22 protein-coding genes are annotated in these 22,500 nt (G+C 59.0%); 16 read left to right on the forward strand and 6 right to left on the reverse strand.

What is annotated here, in order from left to right:
• Positions 1-40: 40 nt before the first annotated feature.
• Complete coding sequence (cls, locus tag AAFP32_RS03925; RefSeq protein WP_350270722.1) at positions 41-1,519, forward strand: cardiolipin synthase; 1,479 nt, start codon at positions 41-43, stop codon at positions 1,517-1,519.
• A 41-nt stretch (positions 1,520-1,560) separates the two neighbouring features.
• Here the strand turns inward: cls and AAFP32_RS03930 are convergent, their stop codons facing one another.
• The gene (locus AAFP32_RS03930) at positions 1,561-1,635 is read right to left on the reverse strand and encodes a helix-turn-helix domain-containing protein (RefSeq protein ID WP_350271449.1); all 75 of its coding nucleotides are present in this window, start codon (positions 1,633-1,635) and stop codon (positions 1,561-1,563) included.
• A 523-nt stretch (positions 1,636-2,158) separates the two neighbouring features.
• On the opposite strand from AAFP32_RS03930, the gene AAFP32_RS03935 reads away from it, so the two are divergent.
• Positions 2,159-3,817: a hypothetical protein gene (locus tag AAFP32_RS03935; protein WP_350270723.1), complete on the forward strand. Its 1,659-nt coding sequence runs from the start codon at positions 2,159-2,161 to the stop codon at positions 3,815-3,817.
• Positions 3,818-4,080: 263 nt separating this feature from the next.
• Positions 4,081-5,049: a DUF2332 domain-containing protein gene (locus tag AAFP32_RS03940; protein ID WP_350270724.1), complete on the forward strand. Its 969-nt coding sequence runs from the start codon at positions 4,081-4,083 to the stop codon at positions 5,047-5,049.
• A 280-nt stretch (positions 5,050-5,329) separates the two neighbouring features.
• Here AAFP32_RS03940 and AAFP32_RS03945 read toward each other — a convergent pair whose 3' ends face one another.
• On the reverse strand, positions 5,330-5,932 hold the full coding sequence (locus AAFP32_RS03945) for a recombinase family protein (RefSeq protein ID WP_350270725.1): 603 nt from the start codon (positions 5,930-5,932) through the stop codon (positions 5,330-5,332).
• A gap of 243 nt (positions 5,933-6,175) precedes the next feature.
• Between AAFP32_RS03945 and AAFP32_RS03950 the strand changes: the two genes are divergently transcribed.
• The gene (locus tag AAFP32_RS03950) at positions 6,176-6,619 is read left to right on the forward strand and encodes an AraC family transcriptional regulator (RefSeq protein WP_350270726.1); all 444 of its coding nucleotides are present in this window, start codon (positions 6,176-6,178) and stop codon (positions 6,617-6,619) included.
• On the opposite strand, the gene AAFP32_RS03955 is transcribed toward AAFP32_RS03950, so the two are convergent.
• Positions 6,565-7,188, reverse strand: a complete 624-nt coding sequence (locus AAFP32_RS03955) for an NUDIX hydrolase (protein ID WP_350270727.1) — start codon at positions 7,186-7,188, stop codon at positions 6,565-6,567. The two genes, AAFP32_RS03950 and AAFP32_RS03955, sit on opposite strands and share 55 nt — an antisense overlap.
• A gap of 110 nt (positions 7,189-7,298) precedes the next feature.
• On the reverse strand, positions 7,299-7,820 hold the full coding sequence (locus tag AAFP32_RS03960) for a GNAT family N-acetyltransferase (RefSeq protein WP_350270728.1): 522 nt from the start codon (positions 7,818-7,820) through the stop codon (positions 7,299-7,301).
• A 135-nt stretch (positions 7,821-7,955) separates the two neighbouring features.
• Here AAFP32_RS03960 and AAFP32_RS03965 point away from each other — a divergent pair, with 135 nt between their 5' ends.
• Complete coding sequence (locus AAFP32_RS03965) at positions 7,956-8,399, forward strand: GNAT family N-acetyltransferase (protein ID WP_350270729.1); 444 nt, start codon at positions 7,956-7,958, stop codon at positions 8,397-8,399.
• 214 nt (positions 8,400-8,613) lie between these two features.
• On the opposite strand, the gene AAFP32_RS03970 is transcribed toward AAFP32_RS03965, so the two are convergent.
• Positions 8,614-9,318, reverse strand: a complete 705-nt coding sequence (locus AAFP32_RS03970) for an O-methyltransferase (RefSeq protein ID WP_350270730.1) — start codon at positions 9,316-9,318, stop codon at positions 8,614-8,616.
• Positions 9,319-9,711: 393 nt separating this feature from the next.
• Between AAFP32_RS03970 and AAFP32_RS03975 the strand changes: the two genes are divergently transcribed.
• The 4 genes from AAFP32_RS03975 to AAFP32_RS03990 all read left to right on the forward strand — a co-directional run bounded on the left by AAFP32_RS03975 (position 9,712) and on the right by AAFP32_RS03990 (position 12,733).
• On the forward strand, positions 9,712-9,966 hold the full coding sequence (locus tag AAFP32_RS03975; protein ID WP_350270731.1) for a hypothetical protein: 255 nt from the start codon (positions 9,712-9,714) through the stop codon (positions 9,964-9,966).
• A 542-nt stretch (positions 9,967-10,508) separates the two neighbouring features.
• Positions 10,509-11,309, forward strand: coding sequence for a hypothetical protein (locus AAFP32_RS03980; protein WP_350270732.1), 801 nt, complete (start codon positions 10,509-10,511; stop codon positions 11,307-11,309).
• 230 nt (positions 11,310-11,539) lie between these two features.
• Positions 11,540-12,238, forward strand: coding sequence for an adenylate/guanylate cyclase domain-containing protein (locus AAFP32_RS03985; protein ID WP_350270733.1), 699 nt, complete (start codon positions 11,540-11,542; stop codon positions 12,236-12,238).
• Positions 12,239-12,733 (forward strand): Pycsar system effector family protein, encoded by a 495-nt coding sequence (locus AAFP32_RS03990; RefSeq protein WP_350270734.1) that lies wholly within the window; start codon positions 12,239-12,241, stop codon positions 12,731-12,733.
• 223 nt (positions 12,734-12,956) lie between these two features.
• Here the strand turns inward: AAFP32_RS03990 and AAFP32_RS03995 are convergent, their stop codons facing one another.
• Positions 12,957-13,778 carry an HAD-IIA family hydrolase gene (locus AAFP32_RS03995; RefSeq protein WP_350270735.1) on the reverse strand — a complete coding sequence of 274 codons (822 nt, stop codon included), beginning with the start codon at positions 13,776-13,778 and terminating at the stop codon, positions 12,957-12,959.
• Positions 13,779-13,985: 207 nt separating this feature from the next.
• Here AAFP32_RS03995 and AAFP32_RS04000 point away from each other — a divergent pair, with 207 nt between their 5' ends.
• The 7 genes from AAFP32_RS04000 to AAFP32_RS04030 all read left to right on the forward strand — a co-directional run bounded on the left by AAFP32_RS04000 (position 13,986) and on the right by AAFP32_RS04030 (position 22,499).
• Positions 13,986-14,513 (forward strand): MaoC family dehydratase, encoded by a 528-nt coding sequence (locus tag AAFP32_RS04000; RefSeq protein WP_350270736.1) that lies wholly within the window; start codon positions 13,986-13,988, stop codon positions 14,511-14,513.
• A gap of 8 nt (positions 14,514-14,521) precedes the next feature.
• Positions 14,522-15,325 carry a CoA ester lyase gene (locus AAFP32_RS04005; protein WP_350271450.1) on the forward strand — a complete coding sequence of 268 codons (804 nt, stop codon included), beginning with the start codon at positions 14,522-14,524 and terminating at the stop codon, positions 15,323-15,325.
• 22 nt (positions 15,326-15,347) lie between these two features.
• Entirely contained in the window at positions 15,348-16,013 is a 666-nt protein-coding gene (locus AAFP32_RS04010; protein ID WP_350270737.1) for a peptide deformylase, read from the forward strand.
• A gap of 43 nt (positions 16,014-16,056) precedes the next feature.
• Positions 16,057-16,587, forward strand: coding sequence for a peptide-methionine (S)-S-oxide reductase MsrA (gene msrA, locus AAFP32_RS04015; RefSeq protein WP_350270738.1), 531 nt, complete (start codon positions 16,057-16,059; stop codon positions 16,585-16,587).
• Complete coding sequence (locus AAFP32_RS04020; RefSeq protein WP_350270739.1) at positions 16,588-17,409, forward strand: nitroreductase family protein; 822 nt, start codon at positions 16,588-16,590, stop codon at positions 17,407-17,409.
• 23 nt (positions 17,410-17,432) lie between these two features.
• Entirely contained in the window at positions 17,433-18,746 is a 1,314-nt protein-coding gene (locus tag AAFP32_RS04025; RefSeq protein ID WP_350270740.1) for an MFS transporter, read from the forward strand.
• A 132-nt stretch (positions 18,747-18,878) separates the two neighbouring features.
• Entirely contained in the window at positions 18,879-22,499 is a 3,621-nt protein-coding gene (locus AAFP32_RS04030) for an efflux RND transporter permease subunit (protein WP_350270741.1), read from the forward strand.
• The last annotated feature ends 1 nt before the right edge of the window (position 22,500 follow it).

A 22,500-nucleotide genomic window follows, 5' to 3' on the forward strand; every position in this document is an offset into this window, starting at 1 on the left:
CGGCTAATGTGGGGCAGAAGGCCAGCCGAATACAGGGAGTGTGCAGTTGGATCTCAGCGTCGTGGGCGCCATCCTCGGTGTGAGCTGGATCGTCGCCGAATACCTGGTGAAGATCATCGCCATCGGCGTCGTCCCGGAGAACCGCAGGCCCTCGTCATCATCGGCCTGGCTGCTGCTGATCCTGTTCGTTCCGATCGTCGGCATTCCGCTGTTCCTCATGCTCGGCAGCCCCTACATCAACCACCGTCGGGCCCGGATCCAAGCCGATGCCGATGAACTCCTGCACGAAGGCGCCGACGAACTGCCCGATGTGCCCCCGTCCCTGCAGGCTCCGCGAGAATTCGTGTCGATCGCGCAGCTTGGCCGCCGGCTCACCGCGCTGCCGATGGTCACCGGCAACAGCCACGGTGTCATCTCCGACTATGAGGCCAGCATCGAGCGGATGGCCGAGCTCGTCGATGAGGCCCGCGAATACGTGCATGTCGAGATCTACATCATGGCCTGGGACTCCACGACCGACGTGTTCTTCCGTGCGCTCGAACGGGCCGCGGCACGCGGGGTGAAGGTCAAGGTTCTCTTCGACCACATCGGCTCCCGGAAATATCCCGGCTTCCACCGCCTGGGCAGACGCCTGACCAAGGTCGGCATCCAGTGGCACCTGATGCTTCCCTTCATCCCTTGGCGCGCCAAGCTGCGGCGCATCGATCTGCGCAATCACCGAAAGCTGCTCGTCGTCGACGGGAAGAAGGCGATGATGGGCTCGCAGAACATGATCGATTCCTCGTATCTGCAGAAGAAGAACGTGGCCATCGGTCGGCATTGGCACGACATCATGGTCGAACTCAGCGGACCCATCGTCGCCGCTGTCGAAGCCGTGTTCGCCACCGACTGGTACTCCGAAAGCGGAGAGGCCCTGGGGATCAGGACCTACGACGGTGAATTCCATGAAGCCGATGTGGGCGGGGCGACGAGTGCCATGCAGCTCGTTCCCTCGGGCCCCGGCTTCACCACCGAACCGAACCTCAAGGTCTTCACCTCACTGATGTATCTGGCGCAGACTCGGCTGGCGATCGTCAGCCCGTACTTCGTCCCCGACGAGTCTCTGCTGGCCGCTGTCATCACCGCAGCTCGGCGCGGGGTCGACGTCGAGCTCTACGTCAGCGAGAAGGCCGATCAGTTCATGGTCGACTACGCCCAGTCCTCCTATTACAGGTCACTGCTTGAGGCAGGTGTGCGCATCTTCCTCTACCCGAAGCCACAGGTGCTGCACACGAAGTGCTTCGTCGTCGATGACGAGTACGCGGTGATGGGATCGTCGAATATGGACATGCGCTCCTTCGGCCTCAACTACGAGATCAGCCTGCTGACGACCGGGGGAGACCTCGTCGATGACATCACCGAGGTGGTGGCCGACTACGAGCGTGCCAGCCGTGAGCTCTCCCTCGAGGAATGGGAACAGCGGCCCCTGATCCGACGCTACCTCGAGTCCGTGATGAGACTGACCTCGGCACTGCAGTGAGTTGAGTTCGCCGGGGTCGGACGCCTCAGGCTATGCGAGCTTCACCGATAGAAAGTCACCCGCGATATTCCGCGATCACGCGCTAGCTGCGCCGCCGGTTCTCCGCTCTCGACCAAATGGGTCGCATTGCGGATCTGAATGTCAGAGACCCGGCGAGCATGTCCTGCGTTGACCGTCTCAGTCAGTTGGGATGAGTGGTGGTGCGAGTATCGCCGTCGATAAGGTTACTGAGTGCTCAATCGAACTCGGGTTGTGAGGCTCCCGTTCCTGCGAGGCAGTGGTGTGTTTCGATGTGTCTCACAACTAACGGTGAGTACACCAAACTACCCAGCTGGTTACAAGACATAGTTATGAGAATCGGGCGCCCGACCGGCAAAGCCCGAAAAGTTCACAAGCTTCACTTGGCGCCGCCGAAGTGGTCCGTGCGGTCGACGAGACGCCTCATAATCCTAGGGTTATGAGACAACTAGCAAGTTCCAGCACCTGCGTCACATGCGACAGGAATTCTAGCTGCGATAGTTCCAGGTGCCTTTCGACTTTCGACGTCATTGTTGAACGGCCTCTGGTGGATTGAGAGGCAGCTCGAGTGCGTGGCGCTACACCTGAAAGCTCGCCGCATTTCATGGTTATACTCAGTTCATGGAAAGCGAGTCAGCCCGAAGGTGCAATCAGCTACGTCGTGCTTATGGTGATCCATTCCTCCAGTACATATTCGCGCTCGACGGGCAGTCAGTGACCCCTGAGTTGTTCGCTAGACAACCGGCTGAGTTGGTCGAGGAGCTTTTCCAGGTCGCTGTTGAGCCCTCTTTCGACGACCTCATCGAGGCCGACGTGTCATACAACGCGCTGGCTCATTACTTGCCGCGCTACGACCGCAACGTCGCTCGGGCTACAGAGTTGCGGCTAAAGGCCGGAGGAGTATTGCCGCGATCGCCGATCACTGACGATGAGTTTCTCGGCGAGATGTTTACGTACGCAAGTATTCACTGGCCAGCAGTCACGCTTCTTTGCGGTTGGCATGACTCGATCCGCAGAATGGGTATCTCAACGGGCTTTCGGAATCAAAGTAGCAACCACCAGGAGGAGGTTGCGGCTGCATTTTTGAAGGACGAGGCGCTTTCCCGGTTGTTTCCGAGTCCGAATCGGGAGCAGGCAGTAAGATCTCCTTCGTTCGTGTCGTCCGATTGGCAGCTTTCTTTTGATCCTCCGGGTATGGTCTCCACAACTGTTGGCCTGGTGATCGAGCAAATGTTGCTTGTATCGGCAGTGAGGCTGGCAGCTCGGCAGTTGCCTTGGGACTTCTGGAGTTTCTGGGAGAAGGTAGTGGAGACTGTCCAGCGCTATCGAAGTTTGGCTCGTGGGGAAGAGGTGAGCTTCCCTGTCTTGATCGGCCTCGGCGGCCTGCCTATGGACGGATTTGATGGAGTGGTTTTTCACGGCGGTCATTCGCTTCGCAAGACGACCGCTTTAGATTCCCATTTTCTCGGGAACGTAGGCAGTGGCACTCATACAGTCACTCTTGAGATTCCGACGAAACTTCTTTCCTGCTCTTGGGATCCTCAAACTGCCATCAATTCTCGCGTAACTGAATTAGTCGAGGAAAAACTGAACCTGATACGCCTCGCAATTTACCTCGGCACAGGCCCCCAGCGAGGAATTGCGACCACCAGATATTTCACGAGATTCTTTTCACCACGCTCTCCTGCGTCAACGGAAATCTGGGGAGCGACAGTACTTGAAACGAACCACCCTCAACCCGACGTCGAGGTGGGCAAGGATGATGTCGCTCGAGTAGTAGGCGAGCATGAAGTCCTTTTTCCATTGCTCTCCAAAGCGCATCACATTATTCTTCCGGTGCGACGCTTGTTGCAAGCTGCTGGCAATCGGATGCATCCTACAGACAAACTGGTGGATGCTTTCATTGCGATCGAGTCTCTTCTCAGCCCTGGATCGGGAACGGAAAAACTCACGCAGAATCTCGCTACCGTTATTTCGTATTTACTAGAAGGCAATGCAGATGCTCAGCGAGTTCAGTTGGAGCAACATGTCAAGGACTTGTACGACGCTCGGAGCGACATCGTTCACGGGAACAGGAACACAAGGGATCTAGCCTTTGACGAGGCGCAACAAGCAGTTTGGCTGGCGGCACGCGTGTTGCACGCTCTGTGCCTGCCTGAAAACAGGCACCTGCTGCCTATGAAAGCGTCAACACGAAACAAGCACTTGTTGCGCACAGCTTTAAGCACCAAAAGTACAAATCCGGATTCCGATTCTAGCGACCCGAAATGCGCGAGGTAGTCTATTTGCGCCTTTCATACTTTGACTTGTGAGCTTCAACGATAAATGGCGGTCTTAATGCATCGTTCTGTGGCGTTCTTGAGTTCGTTGCTCATCTTGAGTATCAGCGTCGCAACGGAGCGACAGCGGGCCACATGGACGACCGGAATGCGACTCCTGCCATCTATGCCTACGTTCGGCACACCACCGTTCTCTGACCACGATATTCAAGCCCATTCCAAGCACATCGGTGGATCGAAGTCGAAGCACGGTATCGTGGCAACATGGAAGATCGCGTAGCGAAAGGCTATAAGAGGTTTGCCGAGCTTGAAGCGCTAGGTATTTCCGATACGTATTACGACTGGGCTGTAGGTATCTCGAATGACCCGACGGTCAGGACGCTAATTGCCGACCTGCCTGGAAACAAGAAGCAGCCCAACCTTGTTTTCGCCGCTGCTCGTTTTGTCGGTGCACCGCTAGAGCCTTATTCCGAATTTGGTAAGTGGCTAGTAGATCACTGGGGTGAAGTTGCGCCAGTTATTATGGAGCGGTCAACTCAAACGAACGAGGCAGCGCGCTGCGCAGTTCTGCTGCCGTTGCTCTCAGAACTCAGAGGACCGTTGGCGCTCATCGAAGTTGGAGCATCGGCAGGACTCACGCTTTACCCCGATAGATACAGCTATCGGTACAGGGATGATGATTCGACTACCCAATTCGTCCATCCAGCTTCAGGGCCCAGTCGAGTCGAAATACCTTGTGTCATAGACAGCGCTAGCGTGCCTTCAGCTCTTCCCGAGGTTGCATGGCGGGCCGGAATCGACCTGAATCCGCTTGACGTGAACAATCAGGAACAACTCGACTGGCTCGAAGCACTCATCTGGCCAGAACATGATGAACGACGCGAACGGTTGCGCGAAGCGGCTAAAATCGTGGCGAACGATCCCCCGCTTCTCGTCGAAGGCGACCTGGTTGATGAGTTACCAGATCTTGTCGCGCAGGCTCCGCAGGGCGCGAACGTTGTCGTCTTCCATAGCGCGGTTCTGAACTATTTGCCCGAATCCCATCGACACCGCTTCGTTGAACTGATCAAATCGTTGGACAACGTAACCTGGGTTAGCAACGAAGGTGCCGGTGTACTGCCGTCTGTTAGCTCTCAGATCAGCTTAGATATTCAAGGGCGCACCATCCTTGCCCATAACGGAAGTCCCTACGCCCTTGTCGGGCCACACGGGCAGAGTTTTCAACGGGTGTAGCGAGCCACTGCTGGTGTCATCTCGACGCGCGTAGGCTGGGAGGTCGAACGGTGAGTGGGGGTGATTCTTCAGAGCTCAATGGCGTCGAGAGTCCACCAAATACTGTTGCCGTCTGAAACTATGGGGTCGTGAGCTCTACTCAGTTCGAACCCGGCCTTGTTCCGGAACTATTGGTCAACGACGTCCAGCAGAGCATCAGCTTCTGGTGTGGAATGCACGGATTTGCCATCGCTTACCAACGGCCAGAAGAAGGATTCGCCATTTCTCCGGCCCGTCCATCTCACACCGGCCCCGCCAGTGCGTCGTCAGAGCCGGCAGCCTGACGGTGTCGATACAAGGTGGCTCTCGACCAGCCCACCAAGCGTGCCGCATCTCTAGCGGTGCGTCCCTTGGCACGGGCGTCTTCAGCGATAGAGAGCTTCTGGGCGATGTCGTCCGGGTTCACCGGCGGCCTGCCGAATTTCGTTCCGTTCTGCTTGGCTACGGCAATGCCCGCGTTGACGCGTTCGGTGATGAGCTCACGTTCATACTCAGCCAAAGTGGCGAGCATTCCCAACATCATCCGACCCGATGAAGTCTCGGGGTCGATGTTGTCTGAGACAGATCGAACCTTCACGCCTCGGTCCCGGAGGTGGTTCACGGTCGCCAGAACATCAAGGAGCGAACGGCCAAGGCGGTCGATGCGCCACACGACGACCGTGTCTCCGTCTTCGGCATATTCAAGCAGCTGCCTCATTCCAGGTCGCTGTTTTGCCGTCTTGCTCCCAGAGGTTACGTCTGAGAAAACATCTCGTTTCTGGACTCCCGCACCGACGAGTGCATCGAGTTGGAGCTGCGCATCTTGTCCGGCAGTACTGACTCGCGTGTATCCCAGAAGTCTCATGCTTCAAGAATGACTCACAAAATCCAAAAAGTCACGACTATGAGACAAAAAGCGACGAGACGAGATTATAAGACGTTCTCAACCCTGTGAAACCGGGCCGAGTCGGTCACTAGATTCGAGATGCCTTGATGTCTCAAAAAGCTAAAGGATTACGAGACGACACTAGGGTCGACCGATAACCTATTGCCCGTCGTCGGAACCAACCATTGAGAAATAGCTCTAAAATCCTGTAAACATACAGTCATGGACTCGTACCCCAAGAACCATGAACTTGGCCGCATCGACGATCTCTTGCTAGAAGACTCCTACGCACTCAGCCGCGACGTACCGCTCAACCTACCGGCAATCCAACGCGCCTGGCCCGAATTCGAAAGCTCTTTTGACTCACTACGAGGTCGGCGAATGATGGGTCTGTTCTATGACGACCTGGGCGTGTACCGGATGGCATCGGTTCGCCTCGACAGAGACGTTAACAACGATCTCAACCTTGATGAAACCGTCGTGCCCGGTGGTTCATATCTGCGATTACGTCTTCGTGGTCGAGCCCCTGAAATATACGAGCAAATTGCGCCAGCCTTCGACGTACTTTTTGCTTTCGTCGACCATGACGCATCGCGACCACACATCGAATATTACCGACGCGCAGGAGAAATCGATTGTCTTGTACCAACCGTCTCTACAGTCTGATGACATAGAAGTTCAAGAGGTGGCATAAGTTCGCGGCTAGCGGCCATCGTCCGCGCAATAATCAGGGCTGGATCGACGATCTCACCTTTGACGATCAACGAGTCCAGCTCCTCTACTCGTAGCCAAACAGCGCTAACCTGTTCCGCCGGATCGTCCCGAGACGCGGTCCGGCTTGTCGTTGCCTCTGACGAAAAGAAGAGGTGCACGGGCCAGCTTGCCCGGCCAGGGTTCAAGAAGAAGGTATGGAGGGGCACCAAGCTTATCGGCACGATCCCCGCTTCTTCTTCGAGTTCGCGGCGGGCTGTGTCTATCGGCTCTTCGTCATCTTGGGCTCCGCCGGCAGGTAGATCGAAGATCCAGCGATTTATCGGGTAACGATACTGTCGCGTGACTAACACGTGCCCTCCGCTGACAAGAAGCACAGCGGCTGCAAAGGGAATGCTCGCGTCGACTTCGTATTGAGTATGTGAACCATCAGGCAGAGCCACAGTATGGTCGTAGAGGATCACGCGCCCGTCGTGGACCAGGGAGCGATCGATGGTCTCCCATTTGGGCTCAATCTCTGACATTTTCAAACTCGTTTCGCTGCGATTGGGCAGTTCTACTCACACTGCTGACGAGGCGATGCTCAACACCGCGCATCTGCGGTCTCACTGTGGGCCCGTCTGTAGGTGGGTGCTTACGTGTTTCGGACGAGTTCCATCTCGACAAAATCATAGGTGCCGCCATTGGTCATCTGGGCATAGTCACGAATCTTGACGAAGCCCACTGCTTGGTAGGCCTTGATGGCGCGCATATTGAATGAGGCAACACTAAGCACCATGCGCCCTCGATATTCATGGTCGTCCAACCAAGTCAGGCAGGAGTTCACGAAGCCGTGTCCCCAACCGTTCCCCGTCAGGCTCGGGTGCAGGCCAAGACTCAATTCGAAAGCGGTGCCCTCAAGGATGGGATGGGCGCAAAAGAATCCCACCAGATCCCCGTGACAATGGATCTGCTGGAACACTTCGGGCCACAAGGTCGGTGTGACGAACTCGTGGTAGTCGTCTGGATCCGCTGTGGCGTCGTAGAAGTCAAAGGGGTGAGGGTATTTCCACGTATCGGCAATCTCGTGACTTGATCGAATTGTCATTGCGGAGAAAATTAAGCTCGATGCCCACTCCTCACTGCCACCGGCGAGGGAACGGTTTGAGTTTGGCATATCGCCATTTTGGCACGTCCAAGCAACGGAAGACGCGAGCGTTCGCCCCAGAGCTGCTAGAAAGTTTCGGTAGCAGACCACGATTTACCGATGGAACTCATGTGGATAGTCTCGGCTCTGTAGGAGAATTGATAGATGACGATTTCGACCCGCGCTGCCACATACGAAGATGAAGCTTGGCTGTTCCAGCTCCACGAAGATACTCATAAAGAATTGGTAGAAGCTGCTTATGGCCCTTGGCTGGTTGCACAACAGCAAGAGTTCTTCGGCCCACTTATCGAGGGCCATGATGTGTTCATACTTGTATCGGAGGGCGCCGACGTTGGCGCACTCTATCTGGGAAGGCGCGAGGAAGACACCTGGTTAGAGCTGATTGAAGTTACCCCGGCTCGACAAGGTCAAGGCATCGGTGCCGCCGCTCTCACCTGGGTAGTGGAACAGTCTGCAAAAGCTGACCGTGGGGTGCGGCTCCAGGTCCACAAAGTCAATGCCAGAGCGAAGCGGCTATACGAACGCGAAGGCTTCGCAGAAGTCGGGGAAACAGAAACTCACCACCTTCTTCGGCATCCATGCCACTAGCGTTTGCGCCCTTTAAACCGAACGCGCAGTGTTGGTCTGACCTGTCTCGACACCGGTGTCACATGATCCAATATGACGCGTCAGGGCCACGGATGACGGAGGCAAGAGCAGCAACGCGAATTCACTCTGTCAAAACGCCGCCGATCGCCGCTTCGGCCCCACCAGGTGAACAGCAAAGCCGACCATTTGCCCTATCGCTTGGCCTACTGTTGGTTCAGTGTCGCCGGGCGATAATGAGTCCATCCCATCCCTTTTCGCCTACTGTCTGGAGAGCCGTGCCGTCCAGCTCAGGATGGGCTGCAATGTCCTCAGCTACCCTACGTACCCCTTGAACTCTCGGGTCGGCACTTGCGGCCTCCGCTACGGCCCCGTCACGAACAACGTTGTCGATGACGATGATTGCACCGGGACATGTGAGCCTGAGGGCTGCTGCGAGGTAGGCGGGGTTGTTCGGCTTGTCGGCATCGATGAATACGAAGTCGAACGCCTCGGTAGCATCGTTGATCAGCCGCTCTGCCGATTCCGTTGCCGGTCCGATAATCGTCTCGATTCGATGAGCAACGCCAGCGGCAAGAAAATTCTCCTCGGCGATTGCAGCATTCTCAGGTTCAAGTTCGAGCGTGACGACTTGTCCCTGTTCGCCGACTGCTCGTGCGAGCCAGATCGTCGAGTAGCCTGCCAGCGTGCCGAATTCGAGTACTCGCCGAGCACCAGAAATCTGGGCCAGCAGCTTCAAGAACGCGCCTTGGTTGGCGGCGACCTCGGCATTGGGCATCGTGGTCGCGAGGCCTGCATTACGGGCCGCAACGAGAGCACCGTCTTCTTGCAGAAGAGTCGAAGCGAAGTATTCGTCGACCGCGCGCCAATCGACAGTCGATTCGTAACGGTTAACCGGCACAGATGATTCGAATTCGTTCATGCGTCCATTCTTCCGCATTCATAACCACCGACCATAGCTGGTGCTCGTTGGTAGTTCCAGCTTGCGCGTAGAAAGTGAACGACCGCCACAGGGCGCTGAAAGAACACCGCCATCTATCGCTAAAGCTCACAGAATCCGCAAAGCCCGGCCCACTCAGGCACGGTGTGATTTCCTCGTCAGTGAGACGTCTCGTATCCCTAGGGTTAAGAGACGTCTCACCAGCGGTTCTAACAACTCATGACCTGCTCTGAGGTTTGGTTTCCAGTTTCGGTTACTAGCTTTGCGGGTCCATCGTCGCTGGAGTGCTTTGGGTGCGAAGAAATAGAAGAGTAAGGAGAGGAAGCCCCCGAGCCCCTACTACTTGGTGGCCGAACGTTGACGCGGCGTTAACAGATGCCAAAGGGCACCTCCAGCAGACGCGACGAACCCGAGAACTCCAACGATCCGGGCAACTCCTTGACCGTCTTCGTCGAGACTGCCGTTAATCAGAAGGATGCCCACAACGGCTACAGCAATACCAATGAGCGCGGTTTTCTCGCCCGCGGTGAAGAGGAGCGGTTTGGCAGATTTCCTGTTGAACGTAATCCGCATCACCAGGCCTACCACCCATGTCACGGCGCCGGCGAGGACGATTATGGTGGCACCTGACCCGATTACGAGGGCCACAGTGTTTGCCCCCAGCCCCGATGCGAACAGAACAGCATAACCTACGAGAAACGCAATCGTGCCCCACTTTAGAGGTACGTGGCCGGTATTCGAAACATGTATTATTCGCTCCATAACTGGATTATCCCATAAGAAGTCGAGCTCTTCGCATTTAGGAATGTAGGTGGGGCCTGAATTCCGTACCTCCAGTATTCCCCCTGGCGATGTAATGGACGAGATTGCAATATCCCAACGCACCGATCCCTGCGGATGCTCAAGCCGTCCATTAGGCGCTTCGCTAGGAGCTATTCGACGTTTCCGGCCAGTGAAGTGCGTCATCAGCACATCCGCAACCACCACGCGAACCGAACGTACATAGAGTTAAGCGGTGATCTCGACTTCATCTGAAAATTGAGGATAGTCACTGCCAGTGATAGGGCATCAATCTTTCTGCGTTCTTACCGTGGCACCGATGGTTTGGTTCTTCCTTGTCATCGCGTTCAATCAGCAAAGTTCCTCTTCGAATTTTAGGGTATCCTCAAGGTGTGAAAAGAATTCTTGGACCAGCGCTGGTTGCGCCTGTGATTGCTCTTATTTTGACGGGCTGCGCAGCTTCTCCTTCGGATGATGAAGGCTCTACTGATGTACCAAGTCCAGTCGAAACAGTCGCGGAGACAACGGAAGCACCACCGCCCCTGAGTCCAGGTCAGGACATTACGATTGAATGCCATGACTCGGAGAGCGAAGTCTTCAACAATTTCTCTACTCCAGAAGAGGCCTGGGATAGCCCGCGCGAAGAACGTGAATCATGCGGCGTGAGCTACAACTCTCAGGATGACCTCACGGACGATTCCTTCTTCAATAAATACACGCTCACCGACAAAGAGCATGAGGCCGTTGAAACCGCTGGATACGATGAGATGAAGAGTGTAGACACTCTCTATTCGATTTGCGCTGAGGCGGACATGGGGGACCTCGAACAGTACCTGCCTTGGTCCTCTAGCCAGATTGATGAGGTAAACGGAGCACTTGTACTTTGCCCTGACCATCCCGATCGAAAGACTGTGGTGGAGCGCATGGCTGAGGGACAAGAAGAGGAAGAGGCAAGAGACCGAGGCGAAATTTTCAACGACGGAACCTACAAGGTGGGCGATGACATTCAGCCGGGGACGTACGTTGCAGAGACTGATGACGCATTTGACGGATGCTATTGGGAACGGCTGGACTCGGCAGGCGAGATAATTGATAACAATTTCGTCAATAGCGGGTTCCGGGTCGAAGTCACAATCAGTTCATCCGACTATTCGTTCTCCGCCGAGCACTGTGGCGAATGGAAGAAGCAGTAAAGACATCGATGCATCTACTTGCGCTCGTAGTGTCCGAAACAACTTCCACTACCTAGCACTGGTACAAGGTATGGTGTCACCGATACTGGCTCCAAGCCGTCAGCGGAGTGTGTCATGACCCTAGGGTTTTGAGAGCAAAGTGGCCCTTCGCGAGTTTCCGCAATTTGCCACTACGTGTCAGAGGCCACTGCTACAGTCGGCTCCAAAGCGAATCTACGCAGGAGCCCGTTATGTACCCTGAAGTCGAGACGTCGGTGTTCGATATCTTGAATGAGCCTTGGAATATTACAAATGGGACTGTCGTGCCCGAAACTAGTGACATCGTTATGAAGAACGGTGGACGTGTAGTTGACGCAACATATTTGTATGCGGACCTGGCGGGCTCAAGTAGATTGGCCCATATCAAGCAGAACGAGGTTGCTGCGAAGATAATCCGGGCTTATATAAACACGGCAGTCCGCATACTTCGGCACAAGGGCGGCGAGATTCGCAGTTTTGACGGCGACAGGGTTATGGCCATCTTCATTGGGAAGAGCAAGAACAACGATGCAGTTCGGGCCGCGTTGGCTATCAATTGGGCAGTAGAATGTGTGATCGCCCCAGCAATAGAGAGGAGATGGAGCGACATCGCCAAGAGCTACACGATTGGCCACGGCATCGGCATCGACACTGGCGAAGCGCTTATCGTTCGGGGCGGAGCTCGGGAAAACAACGACCTTATTTCCATTGGTGATGCCCCTAATGATGCCGCGCATCTCAGTGACTATCGGTTGTGGCCAATCAACATCACCGAAGCTGTCTACGACGCTCTGATGGATCCGCAGAAGCTTCTACCCGATGGTGGCAACTTTTGGCGCAGCTCAGACGGCAGGCAAGCGTTGGGTGGCTATGCTCCGCTTTATCACACGAACGCATGGTGGAAGATCTGAATGCCAGACCCCATTGATACGGCTTGGAAGCTTCACTCTGCTCAAATGGAGTGGACTGGCAAAGTAGACGCAAAGGCTGGTTTCATTCTCACTCTTGACGCTGCCGCAATAACAACTTCTATAGCTTTATCTTCTGAGGGGATGGTGTTTCACGGAGTTAGCACTGGCCCGTTTCAGCTTCTCTATGACCTATCAATTCTCCTATTTGTCACGGCAGCGGTCCTGGCCGCTTGGGCAGTAGCGCCTGCTCTTCGTCTCGGCAACCTTAAAGAGGAAGCGAAGAGCAATTTCATCTATTTTGGCCATGCTCGATTTTGGGACCCCGATAATCTTGCAACAGCACTCGACGAGCATGATCCACTCTCAAGCGTGACGCGCCAGGTTGTCCGCATGTCTACGATCGCCTGGCGAAAGCACTGCCGCGTGGCATGGTCTACCTGGCTGACCGTAGCGGGAGTTATCGTAATCGCGCTGACCGGGTTCGTGTTGAGCTAAAGTTGCGGGTATTTGTGGGACCCCTGATGGGACGTAGTCTGCAGTTATATAAATCTCGTTGGCGATGTGACGAGACTTGGTGGGTTGGCGTCTCTTATCCTGACTGTCTCAAAACCTATGCGTTACAAGACACTAGGTGCGAGCATAAACCGGATGCACGAAAAACTGCAGGGCCGCCACGAAGCGTTGTCAGTAGACCGCCACGCACCGGTGAAGCTCACACTCAGGCGGAGCCGGTGACGTCCGGGCCCAGCGTCTCCCGCTGGTCGAGAGGGACCTCGAGGAGATCGTGGACTCCGCCCACGATCTCATTGGGACGGAAGGGGAAACGGCGCACATCCTCGGCGGTGGAGATCCCCGAGAGGACGAGCACCGTGTGCATACCCGCTTCCATGCCCGCGATGATGTCGGTGTCCATCCGGTCGCCGATCATCGCGGTGGACATCGAGTGGGCGCCGATTTTGTTCAGTGCGGAGCGGAACATCATCGGATTCGGTTTGCCCACGACATAGGGGTCACGGTTGGTGGCCTTGGTGATCAGCGCGGCAATGGCCCCAGTTGCCGGGAGAACGCCTTCGGGGCTGGGTCCGGTGGCATCAGGGTTGGTCACGATGAAGCGTGAACCGCCGTCGATGAGTCGGATCGCTTTTGTGATGGCCTCGAAGGAGTAGGAATGGGTCTCGCCGACGACGACGAAGTCCGGGTCCTTCTCGGTCATGACGAATCCGGCCTCATGGATGGCCGTGGTCAGTCCCGCCTCGCCGACGACATAGGCGGTGCCGTGCTCGACCTGATTGGACAGGAAATCGGCGGTGGCCATGGCAGAGGTCCAGATGTGGGTCTCGGGAACCTCGAGACCATTCGAGCGCAGCCGTGCCGAGAGGTCCCGAGCAGTGTAGATCGAATTGTTCGTCAGCACGAGGTAGGGAATGTCTGCCTGTCGCCACTGTGCCAGGAGCTCGGCCGCGCCCGGTAAGGGATTGTTCTCCTTGACCAGGACGCCGTCCATGTCGGTCAACCAGCATTCGATCGAATCGCGATCCATGTCTCTCCTGAAGATAGTCGTTGAGCCGATGCCACCAGCCTAGTCGGGTTTCGCAGCTTGCGGTTTCACTCGAACGAAACCGCCCTTGCCTCGAGGGATGGTCTCGGTAGTGTTCAGGTCCGTACCTGGACCCGGGGTGCCTGTCGTTGGGCTCCAGGCGATAAACTCACAACACGACAAGTGGTCAGTGACACAGAGGAGTGACGCATGAGTGAGCAGAAGGTCATCGAACAACGAGGCCTGTGGTTGGACGAGATGGAAGTCGGGGCGATCTACAAGCACGCACCAGGACGGACCATCACCGAGGCGGACAACACCTGGTTCACCGCCGTGACCATGAATACGCAGGCCCTGCACCTCGACGCGGCCTTCGCAGCAACCGAGCCCTTCGGCCAGCGACTCGTCAACTCGATGTTCACCCTCTCCACCCTCATCGGACTCTCGGTCACACAGCTGACTCAGGGCACGATCGTGGGCAACCTCGGCTTCTCCGAGGTCGCCTTCCCCGCCCCGCTCTTCCACGGCGACACCCTGTACGCCGAGACGACGATCCTGGACAAACGAAACTCGAAGTCACGCCCCGGACAGGGCATCGTGACGCTTGAACACCGCGGCTACAACCAAGACGGAACTCTCGTCGCCAAAGCCGTGCGCCAGACCATGATGTTCGACTCCAGCCACGCCAGTCAGGCCGCCCGGCCAGCCGAGACCGCGCAGCCCGACTCCGGAAAGTGAGCACCACAATGGCATTGGAATTCAAACCCGCCTGGCTCTTCGTCCCGGGCGACCGTCCGGACCGCTATGCGAAGGCCGCACAGCGTTCCGACATCGTCATCCTCGACCTCGAGGACGCGGTCAACGACGCCGACAAAGCCACCGCACGCGAAGCGATCATCGACTATCCGCTCGACCCCACCCGCACGGTGGTCCGCATCAATGCCCGGGATTCAGAGCACCTCGGCGAAGATCTCGCGATGCTCGCCAAGACCGAGTACACGGCCGTCATGCTGCCGAAGGCCGAGCACGCCTCTGACCTCACGGTCCTTCGCGACTACCAGGTCATCGCACTGATCGAGACGGCCCTGGGCGCAGTCAACGTCGCCGAGATCGCCGCAGCACCCAACGCCTACGCACTGATGTGGGGTTCCGAAGACCTCATCGCCGACCTCGGCGGGGGATCGTCGCGGACCGCCGACGGAAGCTACCGCGACGTGGCCAAACACGTGCGCAGCTCGACCCTGTTGGCCGCCCGCGCACACGGCAAGTTCGCCCTCGACTCGATCTGGGCGAACATCCCCGACCTCGACGGACTGGGAGAGGAAGCCGAGGACGCCGTCCAGTCCGGCTTCAGCGGCAAGGTCTCCATCCACCCCAACCATGTTCCCGTCGTCCGCGACGCGTTCCGACCCAGCGAAGAGCAGCTGACCTGGGCGAAGGCCGTACTCGATCTCGCGCAGAGTGAGAAGGGCGCCTTCGCCTACGACGGCAAGATGATCGACGCGCCCCTGCTCAAGCACGCCGAACTCATCGTCGCGCGAGACGTCTGAGCGCAGTGGAGGAAGTGAGAACATGAACGACGCCGATGCGCTCATCGCCGCCCAGATCCGGTCCGTCCTCGCCGCGGCAGAGACTGGTGGGGGAGTGGCCCCGATCGTCGAGGCCGGCGACCCGATCCTGCGCTCGGTGACTCGCCCCTTCGACGGGCAGGTCGATGACGCGGAACTGGCCCAACTCGCCGAGGTGATGCGGGCAACCATGCTCGCCGCGCCAGGGGTGGGACTCGCCGGACCGCAGGTGGGCATCGGTCTGTCGATGTTCGTGGCCGAAGACCCCGGCAGCCTCGACCCCGAGACTGCCGAGGTGCGGCAACGGAGACCGATGCCCCTGCGCGTCGTCCTCAACGCCGGCTACACTCCCGCCACCTCCGAGGACGTCGCCTTCTTCGAAGGCTGCCTGTCGATCCCCGGCTATCAGGCGGTCGTGGCCCGTCCCCGCGAAATCGAGTTGCAAGGCCAGAGCCTCGACGGCACGGCCATCGCCGAGGTGGTCTCCGGGTGGTCGGCACGCATCGTCGCGCATGAGACCGATCACCTCGAAGGCATCATGTTCCTCGATAAAGCGGAGATGCGGTCCCTGGCAACGAACACCTCGGTCGCGCGGTTCTGGAGCCAACCCTCAACGCAGAAGGCTGCCGCCGAGCTCGGGTTCACCCTGCCCAGCGGCATGCTCATGTGAACTTGATCGGGAATAACTCGGCCACATCATGGTTGTACGGAATATGAGTGAACTTCGTACCCTGACCCTGGGCGCTGGATGCTTCTGGTGCCTCGACGCCGTCTACCAGCGGACCACTGGAGTCACCTCGGTGATCTCCGGATACACCGGCGGCCGTACCCCGAATCCGCACTACCGCGAAGTCTGCTCCGGCACCTCAGGTCACGCCGAGGCACTGCAGGTGACATTCGATCCGGAAATCGTCCCCGAAAGCGTCATCCTGGGCCTCTTCTTCACCGGACACGATCCCACGAGTCTCAATGCGCAGGGCTACGACGTCGGCACCCAATACCGGTCGGCCATGTTCTACGCCGACGATGACGAGAAGGCCCGGTTCGGTGCCGCCATCATCGAGGCGCAGGAGATCTTCGACCGCCCGATCGTCACGACCCTCGAACCCTTGGGTGTCTTCCATACCGCCGAGGCGGTCCACCAGGACTTCTACACCGAGAACCGCAACAACGGATACTGCCGTGTCATCATTGATCCGAAGCTGTCCCACGCACGGGAGGCGTTTGCGGATTGGGTGAGCTGAATGTCGAAACACAAGGACTCGTCTGAACATCGAGGCTCGAAGAAGCACAGCGGCGCGAAGAAGCCTAAGAAGGACGACGGTGCCTGCGAGGTGACGAAGGGTCGCGTGCGCTCCCACTTCCTCGACGGCGAGACCGGCCCCTGGGCGAAGAAGCTGGCCGCAGGTCCGACAACTGACGAGGCATCAGACCCCGATGAACAGACTCTGCGCCCCGCGCACCGACAGGGCCCGGACTATTCTGTGCCGAGCTCCATCGACATCGTGGCCGACCCCGTGCTGCACGCGATCTCCACCCGACGATCGATCTCCAAACTCGACCCGGAGACGCCCAACGACTCTGACCTGCGTGAACTCATCCACGCGGTCTCCTCGGTCGCCGATCACAAGGGGCTCAAGCCCTGGCGGTTCATCATCATCCGTGGTGACGACCGGATCCGCCTCGGCAAAGCACTCGACGACGCAGGAGAAGTGCACCGGAAGGCCGGTGAGATCAACGCGAAGCCGCTGCGGGCAGAACTTCTCCTGGCACTCGTGGCCTCACCTCAGGACAACCCCAAAGTCCCCGAATGGGAACAGCACGCCACCGCGGCCGGCGCCGGTCACCTGCTCGAACTCGCTCTGTGGCAGGCAGGTTGGGGTGTCATGTGGCGCAGCGGAAACCTCACCAACGCACCCGCCGTGCGCAGACTCCACCGACTCAAGGACAAGGAACTGCTCATGGGCTGGCTCTACATCGGGGCGGTCCCCGAACGCTACCGACAGCGCCTGGCCCACAGCACCCGACCGCTGCCGGACCCTGACCAGTTTCTCGATACCCTGTGACCGGCGACTCGACGAATGATGACGTGACGAACAACGACGACGTGACGAACAAAGACGACGAGCAGACAGAGTCGAACGTTGCCTCGCGCCGACTGCCCAAGGAGATCTACGTCCTTGTCGCGGCCGCCTTCATCGTGGCGTTGGGTTACGGCATCATCGCCCCCGTGCTTCCGCAGTTCGCGGCGAGCTTCAACTTCGGAGTCACCGCCGCCACGATCGTCGTCTCATCCTTCGCTTTCTTCCGGTTCGTGTTCTCGCCCTCCTCTGGCCGCCTCGTCGACGCCTTCGGTGAACGGCGCATCTACATCACCGGCCTCCTCATCGTCGCCGTCTCCACCGCGGCCGTCGCCTTCGCACAGAGCTACTGGCAGCTGCTGGTCTTCCGTGGGCTGGGCGGCATCGGCTCGACGATGTTCAGTGTCTCCGCGATGGCGCTGATCATCAGATTGGCTCCGATCGATGCCAGGGCCAAGGCCTCGAGCACCTATGCCACTGCCTTCCTCGTCGGCAATATCGCCGGCCCCGTCCTCGGCGGTGCGATGGCCGGATGGGGAATGCGCATCCCGTTCATCATCTACGCCGTCGGCCTCCTCATTGCGGCCATCGTCGTCCGTATTTTCCTCGCCTCCACTGCGGAGGCCGGGTCCTCGACGAAACTGGGGCGCGCTCGCCTCGATGCGGCCAAGGACGATCCCGAGCAGGAGGTCATGACCTTCCGGCAGGCGTGGCAGGACTCGGCCTACCGCAGTGCACTGTTCTCGGCGTTCGTCCAGGGCTGGTCGGCGATGGGTATCCGTGTGGCCATCTACCCGCTCTTCGCTATCCAGGCGCTCAAGGCCGACACCGCCGTGGCCGGGTTGGCGCTGACGATGTTCGCGATAGGCAATGCTTCAGCTGTCACCGTCGTCGGCAGGTATGCGGACACCTACGGGCGCAAGCCCTTCATCCAATGGGGACTGCTGATCCTCGGCTTGACCACCGCTGCACTGGCCTTCACAGACGCGATCTGGGTGTTCTTCGTATTCTCCATCGTCGCCGGCGTCGGCTCCGGACTCGCGAACCCGGCCCAGCAGGCAACCGTGGCCGACGTCATCGGGCGTGATCGCAAGGGCGGCCGCGTGCTCTCGAGATACCAGATGGCCCTCGACGGCGGCGCCATCGTCGGTCCCATCATCGCCGGTGCCATCGTCGATCGCTTCGACTATTCGTGGGCATTCCTGCTCACCGGGCTCCTCGGCGTCGTAGCTGCCGCTTTCTGGTTCACCGGCCGTGAGACCAAACCCCGCGTGGTGCGCACAGCCGAGCGGGATGAGCGGATCGAGGGCGATCTGAACTGAGCTCGGCCAGGGAGTATGCGCTCAGGGTCCACTCACGTGTTTTGGATAGTGTGAATCGCTAGTATTGATGTAAACAACATCATTTCCTTGCAGACGATCTCTGCGCACATGCATCGACAAGAGAGTCACCACGTGAGTTTTCTGACCCGTTTGAGCCTGAGGAATCGCGCACTCATTGCGCTCATCTCCGTCGTCGCCATCATCTTCGGCATCATCGGAGCGGGAGCTCTCAAACAGGAGCTGTTCCCCTCACTGGACAACCCGCAGGCCACGGTCACCGCCTCATACGAAGGTGCGACGCCCGAGGCCGTGGAACAGGAGGTCACCGACCCCCTCGAAGGTGTGCTGACGGCTCTGCCCGAGGTCGAGGACATGACCTCGACCTCCTCGGCGGGCAGCTCCTCGATCACAGTGAGCACGAAGTACGGCGAAGACTCCGACGATGTGGTCAAGGCCCTCCAGCGGGCAGTCTCACAGGTCCAGGCCCGGTTGCCCGACGGGGTCGAACCCACCGTGAACACGGCTGGAACCGATGACATCCCCGTCCTCGCACTGTCCGTAACCTCGGACGCAGACGAGGACAAACTCGCCGCCAACCTTGATGACATCGCCGAACCCGAACTGAAGAAGATCGACGGCGTCTCACAGGTCCTGATCTCCGGTGCGAAGACCAAACAGGTCGAGGTCACCATCCGCCGCGATGACCTCGAGGATGAGGGCGCCAACCTCGACGAGATCGCCGGCATCCTCCAGGCCAATGGAATCCCCACCTCGGCGGGCGAACTGAAGAGCGACGAGGGCACGGCACCGGTCGAGGTCGGCACCCGCATCCGCTCCGTGGATGCCATCCAGGACCTTGTCATCAGCGGCAAGGACGACCCGGTCAAGCTCTCCGACGTCGCCGACGTCACGATCGCGAACCAACCCGTCGAGTCGATCTCGCGCACCAACGGACAGCCTTCACTGTCGGTGTCGATCATGAAGGAATCCGACGCCAACACCGTTGACGTCTCCGATGCTGTTGCCGAAAAGCTGCCCGATCTTGAGAAGTCGATGGGGGACAACACGGAGTTCGTCTCCGCGTTCGATCAGGCACCATTCATCGAACAGTCGATCCACGATCTGCTCGTCGAGGGCGGCCTGGGACTGTTCTTCGCGGTCCTCGTCATCCTCGTGTTCCTGCTCTCGGTGCGTGCCACGATCATCACGGCGATCTCTATTCCGCTCTCGCTGCTCATCGCCTTGGTCGGGCTGTGGATGGGCGGTGAGACCCTGAACATGCTGACACTGGGAGCACTGACGATCTCCATCGGCCGCGTCGTCGACGACTCGATCGTCGTCATCGAGGCGATCCGACGACGGCACGCCTCGGGTGGTGAGAAGTTTGCGAACATCCTCGCCGCCGTCTCCGAAGTCTCTGGGGCCATCACCGCCTCGACACTGTCGACCGTCGCCGTGTTCCTGCCGCTGGCCTTCGTCTCCGGCCAGACCGGAGAGATGTTCCGACCCTTCGCCCTGACAGCCACCATCGCCCTGCTCTCGAGCCTGTTCGTGGCGCTGACGATCGTGCCCGTCCTCGCTTACTGGTTCCTGCGGCAGCGTGAGGCGAAGGTCAAACTCACCCGCGAGGAGAAGGCGGAGATCCGCCGGAACCGCAAGGGAATGCTCTCCGAATGGAGGAGTGAGAGCAAGGCCGCGAAGAAGGCGTCCAAGAAGCAGAATATCCTCACCGCCGGACGCCATGACGAGCCCGGCACCGAGTCCAGGACTGCAGGTGCTGGGTCTGTGCGCACCAGAAGCGATGCCACCACCTCGACAGCGCCGCGCTATGACTCCAGCGCGGAGGAGACCGGTGAGGTCGATGAGCTTGCCGGCATGCATTCGCCGGTGACACGGCTGCAGAAGACCTATATGCCGCTCATCTCGTTCTCCACCAAGCACCCGGTCGTGATGATCCTGGTCGCCGTCCTCGTCCTCGGCGGCACCGGAGCGATGATTCCGCAGCTGAAGACCGAACTCTTCGGCGACACCGGCCAGGACAGCCTGCAGATCTCGCAGACCTTCGACCCTGGCACCGACCTCGATGAAGCCTCGAAGCAGGCAGAACCGGTCGAGAAGATCCTCAAGGACAACAGCGACGTCGAGTCCTATCAGCTCTCCGTGGGCGGAACCACATTCGGATTCACGAACGATTCGTCGATCACAGGCACCTACATCGTCACCTCGAAGTCGGGGATCTCGGCGCAGTCGATCTCCGATGAGCTGCAGAAGGACTTCGACGGGCTCAAGGACGTCGGCCAGGTCGAGGTGCAGAGCCAGAGTTCGATGCCCGGTGCCCAGACCATCGACGTCACGCTGTCGGGATCCGACACCAAAGAACTCGACGACGCTACGAAGGCCGTCACGGACAAGCTCGAGGGCGTCTCCGGCACCCAGTCGGTGACCAGTGACATCGAAGCGGTCCAGCCCGTCATCGAGGTCAAGGTCGATCACAAGAAGGCCGCGGAGGAGAACCTGACGGAAGCAACCATCGGCCAATACGTCCAGCGGGCGATGCACGGCCAGAACATCGGTGAGGTCGTCATCGACAACGTGTCGCATTCGGTGCTCCTCTTCGACCGCAACGCCGACACGGTCGACGAACTGCGCGACCTCAAGATCCCCGGCAAGCCGAAGGAGATCGCTCCAGCCGGTCCCGCTGCTGGTGCTGCAGACGGCGGAGCTGGTGCTGCAGGAGGAGCCGGAGGTGACGCCGGCGCGGCCGGGGCCATGGCCGGCGCTCCAGCGCCGACGTCTGAGCCCCGGTTCATCGATCTCAGTGACGTCGCCGAGGTGAAAGAGGTCAAGACCGCACCGACGATCCGGCACACCGATTCTCAGCGTTCGACCACGGTGTCGGTGACCCCCGCCGGTGACGACTTGGGAACCGTGTCCGCGGATGTGCAGTCAGCGCTGGACGAGGTCGACGTTCCCGACTCGGTGAGCGTCGACACCGGTGGTGCCACGCAGGAGCAGAACGACGCGTTCTCCCAGCTGGGCTTGGCCATGCTGGCCGCGATCCTCATCGTGTTCGTCATCATGGTCGCCACGTTCAAGTCGCTGCTGCAGCCATTGATCCTGCTGGTCTCGATCCCGTTCGCAGCCACCGGATCCATCGGGCTGTCACTGCTGACCGACACTCCGCTGGGCCTGACGTCGATGATCGGTCTGCTCATGCTCATCGGCATCGTTGTCACCAACGCGATCGTGCTCATCGACCTGATCAACCGTTTCAGAACTCGAGGCGTCGATCTGCGCGCGGCGATCGTCCATGGCGCCAGGCTGCGTTATCGTCCGATCCTCATGACCGCGGCAGCGACGATCTTCGCGCTCGTGCCGATGGCGCTGGGCCTGACCGGCGGGGGTGTGTTCATCTCGAAGCCGCTGGCGATCGTCGTCATCGGCGGTCTCGTCAGCTCGACCCTGCTCACGCTCATCCTCGTGCCTGTCCTCTACCTCGTGCTCGAAGGGGCGAAGGAACGTCGGGCCGAGAAGAAGTACGTGAAGAACATGGCGCGTGGCCAGGTCCTCGACGTCGCCGAGGCGAGAGCCGAGCAACGTCCGGATGCGCCGGACCGCGCCCGCTCCGGCAAGCGGTCGGGCACCACCGCCGAGGCGGGGTCAGTGGCCACAGTCGAACGCGAGGAGCCGAGCCCGCCGGCTTCGGGCACTGCGGTTGAGCGCCCTGACACAGGTGAGGAACCGAAGCACTGAT

The sequence above is a fragment of the Brevibacterium sp. CBA3109 genome (assembly GCF_040256645.1).
In the GTDB taxonomy this organism is placed as follows: domain Bacteria; phylum Actinomycetota; class Actinomycetes; order Actinomycetales; family Brevibacteriaceae; genus Brevibacterium; species Brevibacterium koreense.